At 40.6% G+C, this 21324-nt stretch carries 18 protein-coding genes; 2 read left to right on the top strand and 16 right to left on the bottom strand.

Annotated features, from left to right (window positions below; translation table 11 throughout):
- Window positions 1–225 precede the first annotated feature (225 nt).
- From FPQ13_RS10395 to FPQ13_RS10380, 4 genes are all read right to left on the bottom strand, one after another.
- Window positions 226–426 (bottom strand): hypothetical protein, encoded by a 201-nt coding sequence (locus FPQ13_RS10395; RefSeq protein WP_144089265.1) that lies wholly within the window; start codon window positions 424–426, stop codon window positions 226–228.
- Between the two features lie 390 nt (window positions 427–816).
- Window positions 817–1020, bottom strand: a complete 204-nt coding sequence (copZ, locus tag FPQ13_RS10390; protein ID WP_144089264.1) for a copper chaperone CopZ — start codon at window positions 1018–1020, stop codon at window positions 817–819.
- Window positions 1021–1052: 32 nt separating this feature from the next.
- Window positions 1053–3437, bottom strand: coding sequence for a heavy metal translocating P-type ATPase (locus FPQ13_RS10385; protein WP_144089263.1), 2385 nt, complete (start codon window positions 3435–3437; stop codon window positions 1053–1055).
- 12 nt (window positions 3438–3449) lie between these two features.
- The gene (locus FPQ13_RS10380) at window positions 3450–3752 is read right to left on the bottom strand and encodes a metal-sensing transcriptional repressor (RefSeq protein WP_144089262.1); all 303 of its coding nucleotides are present in this window, start codon (window positions 3750–3752) and stop codon (window positions 3450–3452) included.
- A gap of 192 nt (window positions 3753–3944) precedes the next feature.
- On the opposite strand from FPQ13_RS10380, the gene FPQ13_RS10375 reads away from it, so the two are divergent.
- Both FPQ13_RS10375 and FPQ13_RS10370 read left to right on the top strand, forming a co-directional pair.
- Window positions 3945–5318 carry a DHA2 family efflux MFS transporter permease subunit gene (locus FPQ13_RS10375; RefSeq protein ID WP_144089261.1) on the top strand — a complete coding sequence of 458 codons (1374 nt, stop codon included), beginning with the start codon at window positions 3945–3947 and terminating at the stop codon, window positions 5316–5318.
- 129 nt (window positions 5319–5447) lie between these two features.
- Window positions 5448–6899, top strand: coding sequence for a carbon starvation CstA family protein (locus FPQ13_RS10370; RefSeq protein WP_144089260.1), 1452 nt, complete (start codon window positions 5448–5450; stop codon window positions 6897–6899).
- 367 nt (window positions 6900–7266) lie between these two features.
- Here FPQ13_RS10370 and FPQ13_RS10365 read toward each other — a convergent pair whose 3' ends face one another.
- From FPQ13_RS10365 to FPQ13_RS10315, 12 genes are all read right to left on the bottom strand, one after another.
- Entirely contained in the window at window positions 7267–8547 is a 1281-nt protein-coding gene (locus tag FPQ13_RS10365; RefSeq protein ID WP_144089259.1) for a TIGR02679 family protein, read from the bottom strand.
- Between the two features lie 10 nt (window positions 8548–8557).
- Window positions 8558–12688 (bottom strand): TIGR02680 family protein, encoded by a 4131-nt coding sequence (locus FPQ13_RS10360; protein ID WP_144089258.1) that lies wholly within the window; start codon window positions 12686–12688, stop codon window positions 8558–8560.
- Entirely contained in the window at window positions 12681–13847 is a 1167-nt protein-coding gene (locus FPQ13_RS10355; protein WP_144089257.1) for a TIGR02678 family protein, read from the bottom strand. The genes FPQ13_RS10360 and FPQ13_RS10355 overlap by 8 nt, the downstream gene beginning before the upstream one ends.
- Window positions 13847–15331, bottom strand: a complete 1485-nt coding sequence (locus FPQ13_RS10350; protein WP_144089256.1) for a TIGR02677 family protein — start codon at window positions 15329–15331, stop codon at window positions 13847–13849. The genes FPQ13_RS10355 and FPQ13_RS10350 overlap by 1 nt, the downstream gene beginning before the upstream one ends.
- A 142-nt stretch (window positions 15332–15473) precedes the next feature.
- On the bottom strand, window positions 15474–15785 hold the full coding sequence (locus FPQ13_RS10345; RefSeq protein ID WP_144089255.1) for a hypothetical protein: 312 nt from the start codon (window positions 15783–15785) through the stop codon (window positions 15474–15476).
- Between the two features lie 39 nt (window positions 15786–15824).
- Window positions 15825–15992 carry a hypothetical protein gene (locus tag FPQ13_RS13535; RefSeq protein WP_186279653.1) on the bottom strand — a complete coding sequence of 56 codons (168 nt, stop codon included), beginning with the start codon at window positions 15990–15992 and terminating at the stop codon, window positions 15825–15827.
- A gap of 58 nt (window positions 15993–16050) precedes the next feature.
- Window positions 16051–17055 (bottom strand): LLM class flavin-dependent oxidoreductase, encoded by a 1005-nt coding sequence (locus tag FPQ13_RS10340; RefSeq protein WP_144089254.1) that lies wholly within the window; start codon window positions 17053–17055, stop codon window positions 16051–16053.
- 15 nt (window positions 17056–17070) lie between these two features.
- Window positions 17071–18123, bottom strand: coding sequence for a lipoate--protein ligase (gene lplA / locus FPQ13_RS10335; protein ID WP_144089253.1), 1053 nt, complete (start codon window positions 18121–18123; stop codon window positions 17071–17073).
- 20 nt (window positions 18124–18143) lie between these two features.
- Window positions 18144–19028, bottom strand: a complete 885-nt coding sequence (locus tag FPQ13_RS10330) for an SIR2 family NAD-dependent protein deacylase (protein ID WP_144089252.1) — start codon at window positions 19026–19028, stop codon at window positions 18144–18146.
- Between the two features lie 9 nt (window positions 19029–19037).
- Window positions 19038–19829: a protein-ADP-ribose hydrolase gene (locus tag FPQ13_RS10325; RefSeq protein ID WP_144089251.1), complete on the bottom strand. Its 792-nt coding sequence runs from the start codon at window positions 19827–19829 to the stop codon at window positions 19038–19040.
- A 6-nt stretch (window positions 19830–19835) separates the two neighbouring features.
- Window positions 19836–20168: a glycine cleavage system H family protein gene (locus FPQ13_RS10320; protein WP_144089250.1), complete on the bottom strand. Its 333-nt coding sequence runs from the start codon at window positions 20166–20168 to the stop codon at window positions 19836–19838.
- Between the two features lie 326 nt (window positions 20169–20494).
- Window positions 20495–20923 (bottom strand): hypothetical protein, encoded by a 429-nt coding sequence (locus tag FPQ13_RS10315; protein ID WP_144089249.1) that lies wholly within the window; start codon window positions 20921–20923, stop codon window positions 20495–20497.
- Window positions 20924–21324 lie beyond the last annotated feature (401 nt).

Raw genomic sequence — 21324 nt, 5'->3', positions numbered from 1 at the left:
TTTGCTGAGGAACACGTATGAGAATTTTTCTATTTGAGGGTGGAACTGGTTTGGGGAGCTCTAACTACTATTAGATCTGGGCTATTCATAGATAGACGTGGTTTTGGGAGTGCTATCTGTGAATAGCGGGGGCCTATTCATGGATAGGACCGGTTTTGTTTGCGCTATCTTTGAATAGCGGGCGCATTTAATTATAAGACTTTGTTAAAGTTCGTTGTTGATGATTCAATAATGATTCTTCCATGATTTTTCGATGGCTTCAATCGATTTTTCTGCGGCTTCGCTCGGTTTTTCTGCGGCTTTGCTCAGTTTTTCAGCGGCCTCACATGGGTTATCGATGGGAACGCTTTTAATCCATAAGATGTGTGCGGTTTTATCGGTAATTCTTTCACTTGGCCCGCTAGGTTCGCCACCGATGAGATCCACAATTGAACTACTCGATACTATGTCATTTGAAAATCAACACTAATCTTTAACATACCCATTTTTAATAAGCGTTATAGAACTTCCCAGTGAAAATTTATGGTCATTCAGGGGTATAGACCTCTTCTATAAGACGTTTCAGTAGATTTTTCCGACCATTCGGGGGTATAGACCTCTTCTATAGGACTTTCCTACAAATTTTGCTGGCCACTCGGGGGGATAGACCTCCTCTATAGGACTTCCCTACAAATTTCCCCAACCACTCGAGGGTATAGAGCTATCCTATAAGACTTTCCTACAAACTTTCCCAGCCACTCGGGGGGATAGCCTCCACCAGAAGTCTATCCACCAAAAAAGCTGGTTTCCCTATATGGAAAACCAGCTTTGCATATTTTATTTAACATCATAGCCTTGATCTTCGATGGCTTCTTTCATCGCTGCGTCGTCTATTTTTGTCTCATCATACGTTACAGCGACATTCCCAGCATCAAGGTTCACTTCTGCTTTCTGAACGCCATCTAGTTCTGTTAATGCATTTTCAACAGACATTTTGCAGTGACCGCATGTCATGCCTTGAACGTTTATGGTTTGTTCCATTTTGTGCACCTCCCTTTCAAGCTCATTCATCTTTATAATTTCACTCGTTTTAAACGAAGTGAGTTTGTCACAACACTGACGGAGCTTAAGGCCATAGCAGCTCCAGCGACCCATGGGGCCAGTAAACCAACGGCTGCAATTGGAATACCGGCAGTGTTATAACCGAATGCCCAAAACAGGTTTTGACGAATATTTCGGATCGATGCGTGGCTGATTTTGATTGCTTTCGGTATGAGCAGTAATTCGCCACCGAGAATCGTAACATCAGCCGCTTCAATCGCTACTTCGGTTCCTGTTCCAATGGCAATTCCAATGTCGGCGACAACTAATGCTGGTGCGTCGTTCACACCGTCGCCAACCATGCCTACTTTTTTCCCTTGCAATTGAATTTCTTTCACTTTTTCTGCTTTTTCTTCTGGTAAAACTTCGGCAATAACTTTATCGATTCCTACTTGTTTTGCAATCGCTTGAGCAGTTCGTTCGTTGTCACCTGTCAACATAATGACTTCAAGTCCTTGCTCTTGTAGTTCGCGGATTGCTTCTGGTGCAGTTTCTTTTATCGTATCTGCGACCGCAATCGTGCCACGATATTCTCCATCGATGGCGATTAACATCGCTGTTTTTCCGTCAGCTTCAAGTTCAACTAAATTATTTTCATAATCAGTTACGTTCACATTATGGTCCTGCATCAATTTTCGGTTACCGACTAATACTTGTTTGCCAGCAATGGTTGCTTGAATTCCGTGACCTGGAATCGCGTTGAATTCGTCAACATCTACAAATTTGCTGTCTTGCTCCGTTGCATAAGCGACAATTGCTTCGGCAAGCGGGTGTTCAGATCCTTTTTCAGCGCTAGCTAGCAATTGTAATGTCTCTTCATCACCTGTGAAGTCTGTCACTTCTGGCTTACCTTTAGTAATCGTTCCTGTTTTATCTAATACGATGGCTTCCAGTTCGTGTGTTCTTTCTAAGTGTCCGCCACCTTTAAATAAAATTCCGCTCTCGGCAGCTCGACCTGTTCCAACCATGATTGAAGTTGGTGTCGCTAGTCCTAACGCACATGGACAAGCAATGACTAGAACTGCAATCGACGCAACTAACGCTGGTTCGAATTGACCTGGTTGGACAATTGAAATCCATACAATAAACGTAATGATTGATATGACTACGACGATTGGAACGAAATACCCTGAAATGACATCCGCCAACCGCTGGATCGGTGCTTTTGATCCTTGTGCTTCTTCGACTACTTTGACGATTGATGCCAATGCCGTATCTTTTCCGACGTTTGTTGCTTCCATTTCGACTGAGCCATTTTTATTCATCGTTGAACCGATTAAATTCGTACCCACTTCTTTTTCAATCGGAATTGATTCTCCTGTAATCATGGATTCGTCTACAGACGTTCGGCCTTTCACGACTTTTCCGTCGACGGGAATCTTTTCACCTGGTTTAACGATGAGTCGGTCGCCAACTTCAACTTCTTCTACTGGGATCATCGTTTCTTCTCCGTTTCGGATGACACGCGCCTCTTTCGCCTGCAAATTCAGTAAGGAAGAAAGGGCATTCGTCGTCTGGTTTTTCGCTTTTGCTTCCAAGTACTTACCGAATAAAATTAGCGTAATTAAAATCGCACTTGTTTCAAAGTAAAGATGTGGTTCATATCCTGGGTTTCCTAGCGTTTTAAACGATTCATACAAGCTATAGAAATAAGCAGCACTTGTCCCTAAAGCAACAAGCACATCCATGTTTGCGCCACCATTTCGGAGATTCTTATACGCACCAACGTAAAATTGCCAACCGATAATAAATTGAACCGGTGTCGCTAACGCAAATTGGAACCACGGATTCATGAATATATCCGGAATAGACATATTGAATAAATGAACAAACATCGTCATTAACAACGGTGCTGATAAAATGATTGAAACAATTAATTTCGTTTTTTGTTTCTTCAGTTCTTTTTCTTTATGAGATTGTTTCTCTTCCGCTTCTACTTTCGTTTTCGCATCATAACCGAGCTTCTGGATTCGATCAATTAAATTTTGGACATCTACCATACTTGGGTTATATTCAACAGATGCACTTTCTGTCGTTAAATTAACTGATGCTTCGGAGACACCTTCTTGCTTATTCAATACTTTTTCAATCCGACTGGAACACGCAGCACATGTCATCCCAAAAACATCTAAATCAACTTTTTCGGTGAGTACACCGTAACCGATATGCTCAATTTTATCTGTGATTTCATCAAGAGACGCTTTATCTGGATCATAGTCAATGGAGGCCTTCTCTGTTGTTAAGTTCACTTGAGCTTCGACACCATCCATTTTGTTCAATACTTTTTCAACCCGATTGGAACATGCCGCACATGTCATTCCGGTTATACCGATTGTTTCGTGTTTCACTTCACTCATGTTGTTCCCTCCTTACTTGGAAAATTGTCGCATGACACTCATTAATTCATCAATGGTGTCTTCTCCTTCACCTTGCTTGATTGCATCACTGACACAGTGCTTGATATGCCGCTCGGTGACCGAGTAGCCAACATTTTTCAAGGCAGATTGAATCGCACTGATCTGAACTAAAATGTCCATGCAATAACGATCCTCTTCCACCATTTTTTGAATGCCACGTACCTGGCCTTCTATTCGTTTCAAGCGATTCATAACCGCCTGTTTTTCATCTTGTGTTCTAGGCTTAGCGGGTTTGTCATGTAAAAAATCAGTCATTTTACATCACTTCCTTTTCATTTATACTTATACTATACCCCCATATGGTATATCAGTCAACGTAATTGCTTGCTTTTTTTAAAGCCTTTTTCATTCGCATTAAAATAATCTGGACGTAGTGAAGAGTCTATGAAACAATAATTTTAATACATAAAACTTGTCTATTAGCCAGTGAAGGGAGTTTAAACATGAATGACTAAAAGAATCGAACATAAAGCAGTCGTTGTTGTGATCATGGCAACAGCGTTTTTATTTACGTTTAATCAGTTTTTACTCATCACAGGTTATCCAACCATTATGGATGAATTTAATGTGAATGCGACACAAGTTCAGTGGCTTACGACCGCCTTTCTGCTCACGACGATTGTGTTCATTCCAATAACGGGTTACTTATCGAATACATTTTCGGCAAAAAGCCTCGTTGTCTTTTCTCTCTCTTGTTTAACACTTGGCCTGATTATTGGCGCTTATTCCCTTAACTTTGGCATGTTAATTATCTCCAGAGTCGTTCAAGCAGTCGGTGCTGGGATTATCCTTCCATTAGTGCAAACAATTTTATTTAAAGTGTTTCCCTATGAACGGAGAGGTTTCGCAATGGGTCTATTAGGTGCAGTCGTTAACGTCGCTCCTGCTTCAGCGCCTTCTCTATCTGGAATTGTCATCGATTATTATGGGTGGCGTTCACTGCACTGGATGCTACTGCCTATTGTTGCAATTGTGCTCGTATTCGCTGTCTTCAAAATGAAAAACGTGCTGGATCACCAAGAAGAGAAATTGGACTTTTCTTCGATTGTTCTTTCAGCAATCGGTTTTTCCGTATTTATATTTGGTATGAGTCGAATTAGCGTAACGGGATTCAGTGACCCGCTCGTTATTATTCCGATGTTGATCGGCCTGTTGACGATTACTTTGTTTATCCGTCGCCAAGTCCATTTACGATTGCCAGTATTGAACATTAGATTAGTAAAAAACTCAACTTTCAGGCTATCGCTTATGCTTATTTTTATCAATATGATGCTACTGTTATCGACTGAAACAATACTACCGATGTTTGCACAAGATGTTCTTGGTGCCAGTGCATTTTTATCAGGATTCGTGTTAGTTCCGGGTACGATTCTTCTATCGATTATTACGATTGTTTCTGGGAATCTATTTGATCGCTATGGCGGAAAAATCATCAGTATCATCGGTTTTTCGTTTACGTTTATCTCTCTCGTTCTCTTAAATACAATCGGTATCGATCAATCGCCACTTTTGATAATGATCTACTTCTGCTTTTTCATGATTGGTTTTGGGTTGACTCTCATGCCTTTAGTAACGTTAGGAATGAATGCATTAAATGATAAAGATATCGCTCATGGATCAGCAATCGTCAACACAGTACGCCAATTTGCCATGACGTTTGGGATTGTAGCGCTAACGACCATTATCAGTGTCACCACGGCAACGTTGGATACACCTTATCGAGTTAGCACTTATTGGGGTACAACCTACGCATTTTTAGTAATGGCCCTGCTTGCATTGATCGGTGTCATTCTTTCGGTATTTATCAAAAATAATGAATGAAATAACTTTTTGGTCTAACTATTTTACGTATAGGTAAAATTGCTAATTGTCTAGTCAGTTATGGATATGATATATTAGTTGTTACTTGCAATCGCTTACAATCAACCAGACATACAAGGAGTGACTATTTTGATTACATTTTTACTTGCCATTGCACTATTAATTATCGCTTATTTTACGTATGGAAAGTATGTTGAAAAAGTTTTTGGTGTTGAGGGAGACCGACAACCTCCTGCCTATTCAAACAGTGACGGTGTCGATTACGTTCCGATGAACAAACAGAAGAACGCGTTAATTCAATTATTGAATATAGCCGGTACTGGTCCAATTTTCGGACCAATCATGGGAGCGCTTTACGGTCCTGTTGCCTTTTTATGGATTGTTTTGGGTTCCATTTTTGCTGGGGCTGTACATGATTATTTAACCGGTATGATCTCTATCAGAAATAAGGGAGCGCATATCCCAGATCTCGCTGGAAGATTTCTCGGTAAAATTTCACGTCATTTAGTAAATTTTTTCGCTTTATTATTGCTTCTATTGGTCGGGACAGTGTTCGTTACGACGCCTGCATCGCTTTTGCATAATTTAATTGACGGGCGAGTTGCGTTATTTGTTATTATTCTAGCAATCTTCATTTATTATATTGTATCTACTGTCTTGCCGATTGATAAAATCATCGGGAGAGTTTACCCGTTTCTCGGTGCTGTATTATTAATCGGTACCATTAGTGTTGGTGTCGCACTATTATTCTCGGATTATTCCATTCCAGAAATTTCGGTAGCCAATATGCACCCGAATGATCTGCCGATTTTCCCGATACTCTTCTTAACAATCACATGCGGAGCATTATCTGGATTCCATGCGACACAGTCACCGTTAATTTCACGCACGACCCAAAATGAGAAACAAGGACGTTATATTTTTTACGGCATGATGATTGCTGAAGGTGTCATCGCCATGATTTGGGCAGCTGCTGCCATGAGTTTATTCGATGGACAAGGTCTACAAGGATTAATTGATGAAGGAACTGCATCTCTAGTTGTTAATGAAGTATCGATGACATTACTCGGAGCAGTCGGCGGTACAATCGCTGTTCTCGGTGCTGTTGTTCTTCCAATTACTTCAGGAGATACGGCATTCCGTGCAGCACGTAATATTATTGCGGATTATTTAAGCATCAATCAGATTAAAATGGTGAAACGATTAGCGATTGCCGTCCCAATGTTCGTCGTTTCGTATTGGTTAACGACCATCGATTTCAATTTGTTGTGGCGCTATTTCTCATTCGCCAACCAAGGTACAGCTGCACTCGCTTTGTGGATTGGTACGATGTATCTTTTTGTGAAAAAGAAGAATTTCTTTATCGCGTTAATCCCAGGTATATTTATTACCGACATGGTATTGACTTACATTTTATACGATAGTAATCTCGGCTTTGGTTTATCCTATCAAGCTGCGCATACCGGCGGAATGATCATGACTGCCATCATTACGGTAGCTTTCTTCTGGAAAGGATACAAAAACCGAAGAGAAAACTTAGTTGTCGACCAAGTCGCTCCATCCTTTGATGAAGCAGCTTAAATAAAAACTGACTGGAATATAATTTCCAGTCAGTTTTTTATGTGTATGGTGATTGTTTGGGTGGAGCCGTTGAAAATCGAGTGAAGCCATCGATTAATTGTCGAGAGCCATCGAAAAAGTGGGTGGAGCCGTCGGTATATTGCTGCGAGACGTCGAAAAATCTTATGCAGCCGCCCGACAAATGCGGCAAGCCACCCGTTCAGCCTGTGCAGCCGCCCGACAAACGCGGCGAGCCACCCGACAAAGCGTTGCAGCCACCCGATGAGTGAGTAAACTTGCCGATAAACGATGGAAACTCGCTAATAAAACGAGAAAACCCGCCAATAGAATACCAGCCTCCCCCGTAATTCTGTTCTTAAACGATACCTCAATTATTCTTCGCTATTAATTCGCTCACCATTTCATTTACTAACGCCTCTTGATAACCAGCTTTTTTACGTTGCCTCATTTCTTCAATGACCGGTATCAATGTTGGTGTTGAAATTCGATTTAATTTGGATAATCGCTCTTCTGGTAACTCTAACTCAGAAAGAGAAGCAAGATAGTCATTTACATTCATTTTCCATAAACGTACGTGCTGTGGATGTCTATTCAGCAGTCTTTCGGCCATACCGAGTCCTTCTGGGTCAATATCACCCGAATAGTAAATGGTACATCCTTCTTTCACCAAGAAATCGATGAGTAACAGACCTGCTAGCCGATACTGTCCATGCGTACAGATTAATGGAGTAGCAGGTGCCTGGTCTAATAGGCTAGAAAAAACGCCAGAGTTCTCGACAATCCACACACTTTTGTTTATGTTGTTGGGATAGGCTTTTGTCAGTTTGACTAACTCCCTAAGGGGGACATTCATCACACTGTGTACTCTTGCGGCCGCTTCCCACATGGGTTGAGCACCTTCTTTTGTTTCCGCCATTAAATTGGCGCAGCTAACATAATTGGTGATGTCATCTCTTAAGAGTCGATAAGTTAACAGGAGGTCATTCATCCCTTCACTATCCGTCGGTACAACAACCGAACCTTCTTTTTGAGAATCAACGGATAAAACGTGAATAAACAACTTCCCAAGATTCGTATTTAAATCAAATGCATGCGGATCTTTTGTCAACCGCTGGCTAAACATCGGTAAACGTTCATAATTATACGGCATCTGTGTAATGGCTTGGTTTAGCTGATGCATCCAGTTTACGAATTCTTCTGAGGAAGATTCGATCAATCGGTAAATCCAATACGTATCTGGCTTCTTCTTTTGGACATATTCCAACCAAAATTGAAGAGCGGAGAAGTCGCTCTTCAACTCGGTTAGAAACTGGTTCTGTTCATTTTCCTTCGCTTGTCTTTTTTCTTTATTGGAGCGTAAAGGTTCACGAAAATAGGCTTCTAGCAACTCTTTCAACCTGATTTCTTCAAATTTAGTTCGTTGTAGATGATTCTCAAAATGGCTAATGGATATTTTTCCTTTGCTTCGTAATTCGCTTGGGGTTAATCCGAAAAAGCGAGCAATCCCTTCTAATTCTTCATCGGTGAAATCAGCGGTTTTCACTGTTCCCCCAAACCGTCCGAGTGATTCATATTTCTTCTTGAAAAGGGTAAATAACCGCTGGTAACCAGCTTCACTTTTAAAATAAGCTAATGCTTCATTAATCATCTTCTCACCCTTAACTGAATAGCTGTTCCTCTTGTGTAACAGGAAGGTCTACACCGAGTTTATTACCATCCCAGTGATAACGAAGAACACTGACATAGTCAGCATTTTTCGGCCGAACGAGCTCACAAATCGACAACTCGTTGATTGTATCGTAATCTCCCCACAATACTTGAGAATTCATCATGTAATCAAACCCAAGCTGTTCAACGATTTCAAACATTTCCCGAATATTGTTCTCATCCACTCCTGCAAACGCTTCATCCAACGAAATGATATAAGGAGCATTCCGATCGGCTTCCAAGTAACGCGAGTAACAAGAAGTAAATAGAGGAATATACATCGCCATCGCTTTTTCCCCACCACTAAATTTATAAAATTGGTTATTATTCAATTCGCGTTTTTTCTCGCCTTCGCGTTGGAAGTATAGGACAAAAGAGAACCATTTACGATAATCCAAGACTTCTTTTAACACTTGGAGCAATGTCTGTAACTCACTATCGTCTCCAATCATTTCATTCGCCTTCGCAATTTTTGTCCGAAAGTGAGTCGTTATTTTTTCTCGATCTTCTTCTTTCAGTAATTTGGAATCCTGTTTAAGCAAATGGACCAAATCAACCGTGTCCATTTCAGCTTCCGAATCAGCCGTGCGTGGCTTCCATTTAATCGAAAACGACAGACCAGAAGATGTATCCCTTCTTTCCATTAGCTTTTTCATCTGTTGAACCCACTGCTCAGCCCGTCGAATTCTTGCGCGTAACTTCTGGCCAACCGAATGAAATAGTATTTCTTCATATAATGCTTGATCTTGTTCATCTAGAAAACTTTCTTGACGAGCTTGTTCCATTTCGATTTCTTGTTGAACGAGGTAAGGGTTCACTTGCTTGGCCTGATAATTCAATTCAATTAGCTGGCGGGAAGCTTTTTGCTTCCACTTTTCAATATGGGGTATTTGCTCCTCGTCTTCTACTTCATTCATCCAAGCAGGTGGACTGATAATCGCCGGAAAGTTATTGGGGCGGTATTCCATCAGGTCACTTTGTTGTTTATAAAACTCTTGTGTGAGTTGGCTAGCTAATTTGGATCGGTCAACTTCATTTTCTTGGTTGCTATATTCCTTGATGACGTCTTTAGCGATTTCATTACTATCTTTATCTCGATCCAGCTTCACAAAACCCCGGTTCAGTTCATTTTCAAATGATGTTTTCCATGCATCTGAAAGGTTTGTCAAAAATTCAAGCTGCTCTCTTTTTGTTTCTATATTTTTGATCAATTGACGACGGTTTTCTTGTTTTCTAGGTGTGGCGTCATTTTTTTCTTTTAATGCCTCTTCAATTTCTTTCAGTGCTTTTTGGACCCCTGTTATTTGCTGGCGTATGTCCTCAACACCTTGTCGTTCTAATTGCTGATCGATCAGCTCGACTGTCTGTTTCATGCCAGCAATGGAACCTTTCAACTCGTTGATTTCACCAGTTATTTCTAATATATCATCTTCCAGTTCGTTAATCCGTTCAGAGATTGCATCGATCCGCTGGCGTTCATTAACGTACTGAATCTGTTCTTTTTCCAACTGGGATAGACCTTTTTCATATCTTTTCATAACCGTAATCGCTTCTTGATAGGATTCTCGATTTATCGTCAGTTGATAATCTCTCGTGCGCTCGTCAATCACTCGCTTCACGTCTGTGTAGCTCTTATGAATTCTTTTCAATTCATCCGATAGGCGCTGAGTCTGTTTTTTATGATGATTTATTTGAAGTCGTGCCTCTTTAATCTGAGCAAAGCTTTCCTGCAAATCATCATCAGTAGGGAAATTTGCAAAATCATGCTTGGCATTTGAAATGGTTGCTTCGATTGCATGTATTTCCTCACTAACCTGCTCTTTTTCCAAATGCAATCCGTCTATTTCATTTTGGAGCAGACGAATCTGTTCTTCCCTAAAGCGTTTCCGAGCGTTACGACCAATGTAGCGGACATTGTCAATCGGTAGTGCGTGTCCTTTCAACAATCCCAGTTGATATTCCCCTTCTTCACTGATCCGTAGAGTCGTCTCTTGATCTACTCCAATCGTAATGCTTCTTAACACCTCGTCGACAAGGCTGGCTGACAGTTTACTCGATTGATCCAGATCTGGTTTTAAGTAATCGGCTAATGTTGTCGTCAGTAAATTCGGTGCTGGAGTCAATATGCGATCGTGTTTAAGTTCAAAATGATGTTCAGTAATCAGAGCATCCAGTATGCCACTTTCCATCAATGCCGCTTCCATCCGTTTTTGTGTTTCCAAATCGACTTGTTCCTGAAATTCAACAGCTGAATAAAATGGCACATACGGAACATCCTTGTTTTCTAATTGCTGTCGGGCTTCTTTGGTTAACGTATCAATCTCTGGCTCAGGATCTTTTTTCTCCTTCCATTTCTGGAGTTCCATCTCTTTTTCTTCGATTCGATCTAGCCGTTGGTTCTCTTCGAATCGCAATTCAGATATGCGCTGATTTTGCTTCATCTCATACGTAATCAACGCTTCTCTGAATGGTTCTATGACCTTCTCGAAATTCGCTGGCTCGTATAAATGATGAACGGCTCTTGCTGTCTCTTGTAAAATTTCTTCCTCAATCTCAATCCACTTCTTATCCCAAAGCCAATGATGAATTTCATTTAGTTTTTCCTCTTTATCTGCCTCGAATAATCTGGTCCACTCTTTTTCTTGATCAATCACTTCATCCAGCTGTTTCGTTTCTTCAGCCAACTCATGATTCTTTTCCATATATTTGGATTTTAATTGTTCATAGTTTCTGAGCTCTCGTTCGATTTCTTCCAAACTAGCTAAATGGCTGCTTGCCTCTTTCATCCAGACAGTAAAATCAAAATGCTCAGACCGATGGCGTACAAAGTCTCTTTCATTCAATTCGTGAACTTCTTGAAAGGAGGCTTCTTCTGCATCATTCATTAAATCGATTAACTTGTCATCCATTTCTTTTGTTCGGTTTTCAATCGTTAAGTTTACTTTTTTTTGGTCATTCTGTAATTGGAGTTGTTTTTCTTTTCGATCCTCCAATTGTTCGTCTTTTCTATTTTGATTGACTATTGATTTTTCTATTTTTTCTTCTGCCTCTTGCCGTTCTTTCTCCAAATTCCATACTTTATGAGTACGCAATCGATCCTCTTGTGCTTTGTTGGCATTTTGCCGTATTTCTAACTCGTTGATTTCCTGTTCCAACGATGCAATTTCAACATCCAAATGTTCTTTATCCGTAGTCAATTGCTCATAGTTCTCTTTTTCTTTTGCCAAACGTTTACTCGATTGCAAGTATTCACTGGCTTGTTCAACTAAAACTTTTTGATTATAACGATGATAAATTTGATTCAAACGATTAATGGCAGTGGCTTCCCGATCCAACTGTTCAATCTGTTGCTTTGTCTGATCCATTTGTTCGATTGTATCGGATAAATGGCGTAAATCGTCGTCTGATAATGGAGGTAGAGCCGCTTCCAAAATTTCATAGATGACAGTCGGCTTGAAATCTTTGGAAAGTTTCGGGCTTCGCAATTGAATAAGCAGTTTGATCAAATCTTCATAGGCTTCAATCGTTTCAAACCCAAATAAATGCTTATTGACCAGCTTAGCGTAATCAGATTTTGTTTGAACAACTTGTCCACCTTGATTAATCATATTTTCCAGTTCTATTCGTGATAAAGGGATCTTTTCCTTTTGGCCACCATTGTTTTCCAGTTTATATAATTCCGTATCGATGCCAATTCTCCGGTTATCGGTAATGATGAAGCCCCAAAACTTCATTTGCTTATTACGCTTCGCTTGTAATCCAATTCCAATTGTCGTATATTGCTCTGTTTCTTCTCGTTTAAATTCCAAAAACAGATAACCAGTCCGTTCATCGCGGTCAACAATTTCTTTTTCGCCAAGTAAATAATCTTCCATCTTTCTGGCTCTTGAACCAAACGGATCTAAACGGTCCGGGGAAGTTTTTCCGTCTAACAGCACCGGCAGAAAGCTTTGCATCGTCACTGATTTTCCGGATCCATTACTCCCTCTGAGCAATAACTTCCCATCAGCAAACGGAAAAACCTCTTCATCGTAGTACCAAAAATTCAATAAGCCCGCTCGATTCATTTTCCACTTATTCATTTCTATCTTTCACCTCCGCTAAATAATCCTTTGGGTAATGGCCGACCATTCGGGCGATTGCAGGTTTTAAGATAACCATCCGTGTATCCTCTTCCATGCTAACCATTTCCCATTCCTTATACAGTTGCAATAACTCATCAGCAATTGCGGTATAGGTCATCTCGCGGTATTGTTTACTCCACCCGTGACCGTATTGCGCTTTGACATCTTCAACAATCTGCGCAAATTCAGTAACCGTAACCTTGATTTCCCCCATCGAATTCATTTCATATCGATCTAGGCGCTCACGGATATACGCTTGAACATGGAGCGCGATGCTCATGATTGCTTTTTGATCAGGAAACAACGTGTAGCGCTGTTTACGTTCCGTTAAAACAAGAAAAGCTGCGTTTTTAAAAACTTCCAATTGAAAAGGGGTATGCTCCTCTAAGTCATCGCGCAGTCGGTTACGGTAGTTTCGAATATAACCGAAGTCTGGATCATCTTCAGACTCCCTGTATACAACTGGCGAGAACATCAATTTACGATAAACCCTTTTCCTTCGTGTATCGGTTTGGTGCCTTTTCCATTCACTATCGAGTATCTCTTGCATTGTTTCATATCGAAATAAATCATCCGGATAAGAACGCATAAAATAACGGGCATACACAGTGACTTCATATAACACTTCTTGTTCTTCATCACGAGCAAACATTTCAATATCGCCATCGACCGCTTTGATAATATGTAAATCCACCATTTTCTTCAACGCGCGAACGAGCGATTTTCTGTGTTGATAATTCGTCCAATCCAATGGAAATTCTCCTGGGTACATATCTTGAATATCTTCTGTGATGTCCGATAGCAAAAATTGCTCATCGACTGACCGCCGCTCTGTAAAAGCTAGTCCGCAGCAAAAGATTGCATAGTCTTGTGGTGTGGTGAAAGCTTGGATTCCCATCCACGCTTTCGGATCGACGGGAATTTTTTCAAGTTTGATAAAATGCTGATGAGCAATCAGGTCGAATCCAAACTTCTCAGATACATAACGCTTTAACCCATTCTCACGCTCACGTAAAAGTTGATAGGTTTGTGGTTCTTCTGTCCGGAGCACCCAAAATTGCTCGAAAAGGATGCCCAAAGCTTCCTGTGTTTTTTCATCAAAACTCAAATTATCCATCAGCTCACATCCCCTTCGTCTACGAAGTGAAAAACAGCGTTCGGCATTTCCAATTGGCCATCTTCCGCTTGTAAAAGAACTCGTTTGTCGCTCAACTTCACCCGTACCCTTCTCCCTAATTCCGTTTTGATTGTCCGATCTTTCGTGGCCATTGCCTTTCCGATCCAAGAGAGTAATAATTTACGGACATGGGTTTCAACAACCGGCAAATTCTCAATTTTGATTTCATTTCCATTGATATATTGCCCAATTAACTCGTTCTCCCGTTGTCTTTGTTCGAGATGGATTCGTGCCATTTCTTCTTTCTGTTCTCGATTGCTCTTAACCGCGCTCGCACGAGTTTTCTCCCTGTAATGCCGGACAATCGGTTTTGTTTCGTGTTGCATCGGATTTTCATCCCATACATCGGTGTAAATATCATCTGTCGGGTTTTGATCAATATGAAAATGACGCGTATGGAACACACCAAATGCTATCGAAGACAACTCATGCGCCCGGTCCATTTCCGTCATCGAATCAAACCACTTGGCAAGGTGAAGGTAATCTTTTTTCCGGCTTCGGTATTGCTGATGCCGCTCCCCCAGTCGCTGAACAACACGGGTGATTCGACGAATGGACTCATTCGTTCGTTGTTGCAGCATCTCATATTCACTTTCGCCATATTCATTACCAAGAAACCATGCCTTGATACTCACCCATTTGTCTAGGTACTCTTCGATTGGATTTTTCTTTTCCATTTCATCCTCATCAAAACGAAACACTTGTTCATGATGACGTTTGACTTTTTCAAAAAAGAATTGAAGCTTATTTTTGTGAAGGCTCATCAATAAATCTTGTATTTGCAATGCCGTTCCTTGTAGGGCGATAATAAAATCCCTTAAATACATCGTGAATTGATCCTTATAAACAAGAAAGGCCTCTGTTTGCATTCGCTCCTCGACCTCTTCGCTATTGATATAAGCGATATAATCGGATGTGTTTTGCGTAATTTGCCGAAAATAGGACAAAACATCCTCCCAAACCTGAGCACATTCCTCATCTGTTTCTTGATGTTTCCCGGTAACAACCTGTTCTATTTTCATTAACGATTGATACAAACGCTCGAATTGCGTCTTTTCTAGCGAACCACCAAATGTTTCACCCTCATTTTCTAATTCCATCAACATACGTTCAAATTCAACTGTATAAGGTGTACATTGGTAACGAAATCGCTTCTTTTTAAATTCTTCAATAGTCCTGGACTTCCCCGACTCCTGTCTGGCGATTAAATTTCCCCATTTAACAAGTGCATCCAAATCGAGATGAAGCGCTTCTTCCGAATAATCTTGAAACTCAACAAACTGCAAGAGGTGCTCTAAAATCTCTTCTGGAAAAAGGAACTCCCGCATCCTTTCGTGTTGCATATAAAAATAACGGAGAATCGCCCGATACCTCCATGCCTTTTCTGCTGTTAAATAGGTTGCTTCTTTCACCCGCTTAAACATTCGAACACCCTCTAATTCGACATCTTTTTTACCATTTTATCATCTTTTAAAGGATAATAGTCTTTTAGAAAGCAATGAAGTGAGGAAATTACGGGACATTTGGTCTCAACTCAGAAGTTTTGGGCGGGGCATAGAGGTAAAACTATGTTTTAGAGTCGTGTGTGTTAGGTGGTGTATAATATTGGAGAGCCGTTGATAGAATGGATGGAGATGTCGATATATTGAGTGGAGCCGTCGAATAATCAGCGCTAGACGTCGATAAACTCGCGGAAGCCATCGATAAATTGCTGCAAGCCGTCGAAAAAGCGGATGCAACCGCCCGATAAACGCGCCGAGCCGCCCGACAAAGCGCGTCCAGCCGCCTGACAAACGTGCCGAGCCACCCAACAAAGCGTTCCAACCGCCCGATAAACGCATTAAGCCACCCGACGCAGCGCGTCCAGCCACCCGACAAAGCGTTGCAGCCACCCGATGAACGTTTCGAGCCGCCCGATTAGCGCGTGCAACCGCCCGACAAACGTGCCGAGCCGCCAATAAAATGAGTAAACTCGCCGATAAACGTTGAAAACCCGCCGATAAATTGAGAAAACTCGCTGATAAATAATGAAAACCCGCCAATAAAACTCTGGAACCCGCCGATAAATTGAAAGTAGCCGCTCAATCACCTTACTCCAATAAAAAAAGCAAGAGGAGTGTGAGCCCTCTTGCTTCTTTTTAATTTAAAACAACCCAGCCAACAACTCAATCGCTCGTTTGCGAACGTCCATTCCTGGCATGAGCGGAATCAACAATATTTCATCCGCGTGAAATTCATCGATCAATTGACCGAGCTGCTCTTTAACTCGCGCTGGATCGCCTACAATCATGCGTGTCCGATTCTCTTCAATCGTTGTGATCTCTTCATCCGAATAATTATATGCTCGAGCGGTTTCCACGGACGGATATTGTTTGACGTAACTGAAGTTATCTTTTCCGAGTAGCCAAAAGTCCAAGGCTTCAGCGTATTCCTCTGCTTCCTGATTCGTTTCTGCGATGACAACGAAAGGTGCAATCGAAACGCTAGGTTTCTGCATAAACGGTGATGGCTGGAATTCATCTCGGTACGTTTCGGAAGCTTTGACACCGACTGCAAATTTATCGGTTCCTGGAGCTGGAAACAAGCCGAATGTATAACCGATGCCTAACTTAGCAGCCATCTTCGCGCTTTTAATGCTTGTCGATAACACCCACATTTGTGGCACAGTCGGAATGACCGGGTTCGCCGAAATTCCGCTAAAACGGTGATCATCCACCGCATCGTCATTTAAGTACACTTTCAAATCAGTGATGCTTTGCTCGTAGTTGAGCTTCCCTTGTTTTTTCTCATTCAACGCTTGATTGACAATTTTCGTTCCAATCGTGTTGCCAATCCCTAAATCAATTCGCCCTGGGTGAGTCGCTTCAAGCATGCGAAAATTTTCCGCAACTTTATACGGACTATAATGCGGTAGCATCACACCACCTGAACCAACACGGATCCGCTTAGTCGCATTAGCAATCCGCATCATCATCAGTTCTGGCGAGCTACAGGCAAAAGCAGGTACATTATGATGTTCAGCCATCCAAAAACGTTGAAACCCAAGTGACTCAGCCAGCTGTGCGAGCTCGACTGAGTTCTCCAATGCCTGCTTGGCATCACTGCCTTCATCAATTTGTGCATAATCCAAAATTCCTAATCGTACCATATGCATTCTTCTTTCCTATGTGGTCGGTACTTTTTCACTCATTAAAAAACTGACAAATTCTTCAGTTGAAATGTTTCCGAAATAATCGCTTAAATCAAACGGCTGTAGAGCTTCCAAAATATCCGCCTTACGTAAACGGACACCCATTAACGCAGCTTCGATTTCTTTCGTATCTTTTTTCCCGAAAAAATCACCGGTAATTTGTACATCAGCTATTTTACCTTGCTTCACAACCAAACCTACAGTTATGGTTCCAACCGGGAAGCGCTCGGTCATCTTATATTCAAATTGCTGAAAACGTCCGTAATTCCAGTCCCAATTATGATATTTTTCAGCGGTTAACTGATCGATATTCGCCCAATCTTCCTCCGTTAACTCGTAGCGTTTTGCCTCACTGACATCATCAATACCTAATAGCTCACAAAGCATATAATCGGTAAACTCCCAAACATTCATGTTCTGATATTCCGGTGCTAAGTAAGGGCGAATCGAGCCAACACGACTACGTACCGATTGAATGGCGTGGGATTCGAGCTTTTTCATGTTTGGATTCAACGCAGACACCATCGCTTCATAGTTGGGATCCGTCAATAACGAATAGCCCGCATAAACGCGTCCCTTTTCAACAGTCATCGCCGCACCGGATATTTTTTTGCCATCAAGGACTAAATCATTTCGTCCTTTTTGTTCAAGCAAGTTTTCATCGACACCTAATTTTTTCAAAGCCTCAATCGCAGGTTCATATAATCGTTTATAATTCCCGAAAATATCGTTTGATTGATTCACGTCCATCAGGAAACAAAAGCTCATATTGCGGTCATCGAGATAAATCGCCCCGCCACCTGTCACTCGGCGAACAATTTGAATGCCATGCTCGTCCATATACGGTTGATTGACTTCCTCATACGCATTTTGATACTTACCGATTTGTACGACTGGATGCATCATATAAGTAAACAGAATATCTTCATCCAAAAAAATATGATTCTTCACATAATCTTGAATGGCCATGGATACGCCTGGATCATACACCCATTGACCATTTCGTTTCGGTTCAATTAAATACATCGGTCATCCCCCAATGTGAGTTACTTGTTCGCTGCTTCTTGAAAAATCTCAGCAATATCATTATCCAACTGAATCGTTTGCGGACGAATCGCATGTGGAATAAAATATTGCTTTTGATTCATCGTTACAAACAGCGCTTTTTCATTTTCCTCGGTCATTTTCCAAAAAGGATGCTTGATGAACTGTGGCGTTGTATGACCCACACCAATTTCCAAATAAAGCACCTTTTTATCTTTGTTTTCTTCTAAAAATTGTTCGTAGCGTTCTTTTTGTTCGTGGAAATGGCCATCTTCGACCATCCCCTTCTCCTCTGTCCGCTTATTCACTTCAAGAGGTGCACCGCATTCCGGGCAGTACGGTACTAAGTCTGCCGGCACTTTCATGTCGGATTGTTTCTCAGCCATCTCGCGAATCAATGCTTCATTTTGATATGTTTGCTGGTGACAATGTTCGGTACACTGCCATAGGCCATATTCGCCTTGAATACGGAAAACTTTGTCCATATCGTACTCTGCTGCGTAAAACGCATTATCCGCATTCGTCGTAATGACATGATAGTTTTTATCCGCCAACATCTGCTTCAAATCAACATAAGCTTGTCCGACAGGCTGGTCAAAATAGTTTAATAGACAGAATCGACTTTGAAACGCCCAGTATTCTTGCCAGTCTTCAAATTCAAAAAGACTCGCCTGCAACATATCGAAGAAGCGATATTTTTCGATAAAATCAGGAAACGTATCCGTGAATCGCTTTCCTACATATGTAAACCCCGTCGCAGCAGACATTCCCGCTCCGATTCCGACGACGACCGCTTCGGCTTCGTCAATCAGTTGCGTTAAAATATCTGCTTGGGATAAAAAAGAATCTTGTGTCGGTGTTTGCCAAATAGAGTTAAGCTTTTGCATAAAAATCTCCTATTCGTTCACTAATAAGTTTTCATAAATGGTTAGATCTTCTTCAGAAAACACATTAAAAATTACATTTAATTTAGATTTATATTTCGACAGATACTCTTTCACCGTTTGAATCGCAATCTCGGCTGCCCGCTCATTTGGAAAATTGAATTCACCTGTCGCGATACAGCAAAACGCAATCGTATCCAGTCCTTGTTCGTCAGCCAACTTTAAGCAAGACGAATAACACGATGCCAACAGTTGTTCTTTTATTGGGGAAACGCCGCGTTCATCGATGAATGGGCCAACCGTATGAATGACATACGAGGAAGGTAAATTGTAAGAATCGGTCAATTTCGCTTTCCCGGCCGCTTCCATCCGACCTTGTTCGGTCATGATTTCATCGCATGCTAAGCGGAGTTGCACACCGGCTCGCGTATGAATGATGTTATCAATGCAATCATGATTCGCTTGTGTGCACCCTAACAGTCGACTATTCGCCGCATTCACAATCGCGTCCACTGCAAGCGTTGTAATATCGCCCTTCCATAAATAAATCTGGGATTGAACTGGTTGCAAATCATCTAATCGCGTGATTTTACGATCGTGGTTCCATTCGGTTAAAAAAGCATCCTGAGTTTCGATAAATTCATCACTGACTAGTTTGGCTTCACGGACATTGCATAAGCCACGAAACAGCTCGAATTTTTCATCCATCGAGTTAAGTTCGGACTGTGCTAACTCTTGTCCATTTGGTTTTTCTTCTAATAGATATCTAATCAAATAATCTAATCTATCTTCTTGATTCAACATAAGTTCTTAAGCGTCTTCCAATTGGTTAAATTCCGCTTCATCTACATCGGAAAGTTTAATTAACCAATTTTCTTCCGTTTTTGCAGAGTTCAACAGCGCTGGTTCGCTCACCGCTTTATCATTACGCTCGACAATTTTTCCGGTTAACGGGGAATAAGCTTCCAAGACCGTTTTTGAAGCTTCTAAATTTAAAATCGGATCATCTTTCTTTACATTGTCTTCATCGACGAATTCAACGAATCCAACTGTTCCAATATCGTCTTGTAATTCTGGTGTCATACTGACTGTATACACATCATCCTGCTTTTCAATGAATAAGAAATTTGCTCTTTTTTTCATGGTAAAGATCCCCCTCTAAGTTCGTTAATAATTCCAAATTTCAGTATAACATAATCAAAATTAAAATTTATAAAAGCAATTACCACACTATATTTAAGATAGGAAACTGATTTTAATATCATTTACTTTATTGTAACCATGGCGATTTTGAATAACCCCAACTTTTGATACCCGATGCACCTTTAAATGGATTAGATTCAGCCAGTGCTATAAGAGTTCGTTAACTTAATTAGTACGTCGCTATTTCCGTGATTAACTTTCTTCCCAATAAAACAAGATAGAACTATATTGATAGCTCTATCCTGAGAGTATTTAACTTTGAAATTTTATCTTATATTTTCATCATATTGTCTACAAAATTCTTCAATTCTATTGCTATTTAAAGTAATACAAAATGCATCACCAGAGGATGTTGTGGCACGACTGGTACCAAGAAGACCAGAATCAAGTACGAAAATCATTTTAAGCATATCTTCATAATGAGGGTTGTCATTTATAATGTAAACTTCTAAACCTGGTTCTATCATCGGGTGAAAGGAGAGTACCTCGTCTTTTGAAGGAATAATTTTTAACCTGTCTATAAAACCATCAAGATCTTCTTTCGAAACATCCCACTTAGGTGATGTATTATGAAATAATCCGTTAAACGTAACAGTCAATTCACAACTATTGAGAGAATTGAACTTTTCAACGGATAAGGTTATTTTATTTCCATTTAATTGATAATCAATATCTATTAAATTGAGTTTACACATTATATAACCCAACCTTCTACAAAATTTATTAGTAGGTCCAATAAGACTTTCCAATGTTATTTCATGTAAGAAACAATATTTATATTTTGTTTAGCATCTAAAACTACTGCATTTGTACCTTTCATCACCACAGGAGCACCGGCTGCTGCGTTATGGCACCTTCGACATATAGTTTTGCTCAAACTTCATTAAAGGAAGGTTCATTAATTCTTAAGATTTTTATGTCATTTTTAAGTTCTTCAGCCGATTCAGGACTAATTTCAACTTTATCAGTTTTTTATTAATATTAAACCCTTAATAAATAATTTATCTTTTCATTTTTTATTGAATCAATTTCATAATTGCTCTTTTTAAAAATACAAAGACTTCTCCAATGTTTTGAATTGCATTTTTAAAAACAG

Origin of the sequence: Allobacillus salarius, from assembly GCF_007559425.1 — a bacterium.
GTDB lineage: Bacteria > Bacillota > Bacilli > Bacillales > Alkalibacillaceae > Allobacillus > Allobacillus salarius.
This window is presented reverse-complemented; position numbering and strand designations above follow the sequence as displayed.

What these genes read in the sequence shown, in the direction of transcription:
- FPQ13_RS10385 (WP_144089263.1), bottom strand. Translation starts at nt 3,437, where the DNA reads ATGAGTGAAGTGAAACACGAAACAATCGGTATAACCGGAATGACATGT.
- copZ (WP_144089264.1), bottom strand. Translation starts at nt 1,020, where the DNA reads ATGGAACAAACCATAAACGTTCAAGGCATGACATGCGGTCACTGCAAA.
- FPQ13_RS10365 (WP_144089259.1), bottom strand. Translation starts at nt 8,547, where the DNA reads ATGATTAATGAAGCATTAGCTTATTTTAAAAGTGAAGCTGGTTACCAG.
- lplA (WP_144089253.1), bottom strand. Translation starts at nt 18,123, where the DNA reads ATGTATTTAATTGAACCGAAACGAAATGGTCAATGGGTGTATGATCCA.
- FPQ13_RS10325 (WP_144089251.1), bottom strand. Translation starts at nt 19,829, where the DNA reads ATGTTGAATCAAGAAGATAGATTAGATTATTTGATTAGATATCTATTA.
- FPQ13_RS10330 (WP_144089252.1), bottom strand. Translation starts at nt 19,028, where the DNA reads ATGCAAAAGCTTAACTCTATTTGGCAAACACCGACACAAGATTCTTTT.
- FPQ13_RS10320 (WP_144089250.1), bottom strand. Translation starts at nt 20,168, where the DNA reads ATGAAAAAAAGAGCAAATTTCTTATTCATTGAAAAGCAGGATGATGTG.
- FPQ13_RS10315 (WP_144089249.1), bottom strand. Translation starts at nt 20,923, where the DNA reads ATGTGTAAACTCAATTTAATAGATATTGATTATCAATTAAATGGAAAT.
- FPQ13_RS10355 (WP_144089257.1), bottom strand. Translation starts at nt 13,847, where the DNA reads ATGGATAATTTGAGTTTTGATGAAAAAACACAGGAAGCTTTGGGCATC.
- FPQ13_RS10380 (WP_144089262.1), bottom strand. Translation starts at nt 3,752, where the DNA reads ATGACTGATTTTTTACATGACAAACCCGCTAAGCCTAGAACACAAGAT.
- FPQ13_RS10360 (WP_144089258.1), bottom strand. Translation starts at nt 12,688, where the DNA reads ATGAATAAGTGGAAAATGAATCGAGCGGGCTTATTGAATTTTTGGTAC.
- FPQ13_RS10375 (WP_144089261.1), top strand. Translation starts at nt 3,945, where the DNA reads ATGACTAAAAGAATCGAACATAAAGCAGTCGTTGTTGTGATCATGGCA.
- FPQ13_RS10340 (WP_144089254.1), bottom strand. Translation starts at nt 17,055, where the DNA reads ATGGTACGATTAGGAATTTTGGATTATGCACAAATTGATGAAGGCAGT.
- FPQ13_RS10350 (WP_144089256.1), bottom strand. Translation starts at nt 15,331, where the DNA reads ATGTTTAAGCGGGTGAAAGAAGCAACCTATTTAACAGCAGAAAAGGCA.